1 protein-coding gene is annotated in these 725 nt (G+C 77.0%); it reads right to left on the bottom strand.

Annotated elements, in window-relative coordinates:
• Positions 1-389: 389 nt before the first annotated feature.
• Complete coding sequence (locus G3I54_RS20240) at positions 390-572, bottom strand: Trm112 family protein (RefSeq protein ID WP_003968734.1); 183 nt, start codon at positions 570-572, stop codon at positions 390-392.
• Positions 573-725 lie beyond the last annotated feature (153 nt).

Raw genomic sequence — 725 nt, 5'->3', positions numbered from 1 at the left:
GGCCAGGCCGCCGATGCCGGCCTCGGCGGCGTGCCGGGCGGCGGTACGGACCCGGGCGCCTGCCTCGGCGGCGCCGCGCAGCAGGTCGCGGCGGTCGGCTCGGGCCAGGGCTTCCGGGGCGTCGAGCAAGGACTCGTCGAGCATGGCGGTGGGCCTCCGATCACCGGGTGGGGTGCGGGCTGCGGCTGCGGCTCCGAGCTGCGGGGGGCGGCTCCGGGCTGCGGCTTTGCGTACGGGCGGGGCGGGCGCGGGGTCGGTGGCGTGGTTGCCGGCCTGGCGGGTGCCGGGCGGCGGGGTGGCCTCGTCCTTCGGCCGCCGTCCGCCGTCCGCCGCTGTCGGCTTTCGTGCGTTGCCTTGCGCCGTTCTGCCCGTACGCGGGTCGCTCGCGGTCAGGCGGGGCGGCGGGCCTCGTCGACGAGAAGGACCGGGATGCCGTCCCGGACCGGGTAGGCCAGCCCGCAGTCGTCGCCCGTGCAGACCAGTTCGGGGCTGTCGGCCGCCGATCGGTCGTCGAGCGGGGAGTGGCAGGCCGGGCAGGCCAGGATCTCCAGGAGGCCAGCTTCGAGCGCCATGGGGTGAGTCCCTTCGAGCATGCGAGTTCCGATCCGCGTGGATCAGGCGTCGTCAGCCTACCGCTGGGGTGGAGGGGGCGCGGCCTGGCTGGGGGGATGAAACGGGGGATGCGGTGGCGCGGGGAGCGGTGGGTGGGTGCGTGGGGGTGGGGG

Source organism: Streptomyces sp. SID14515 (assembly GCF_010548505.1).
GTDB classification, from domain to species: Bacteria; Actinomycetota; Actinomycetes; order Streptomycetales; family Streptomycetaceae; genus Streptomyces; species Streptomyces caviscabies.
This window is presented reverse-complemented; position numbering and strand designations above follow the sequence as displayed.

Excerpts from the sequence above, each read along its gene's own strand:
- G3I54_RS20240 (WP_003968734.1), bottom strand. The coding sequence starts at position 572 with ATGGCGCTCGAAGCTGGCCTCCTGGAGATCCTGGCCTGCCCGGCCTGC.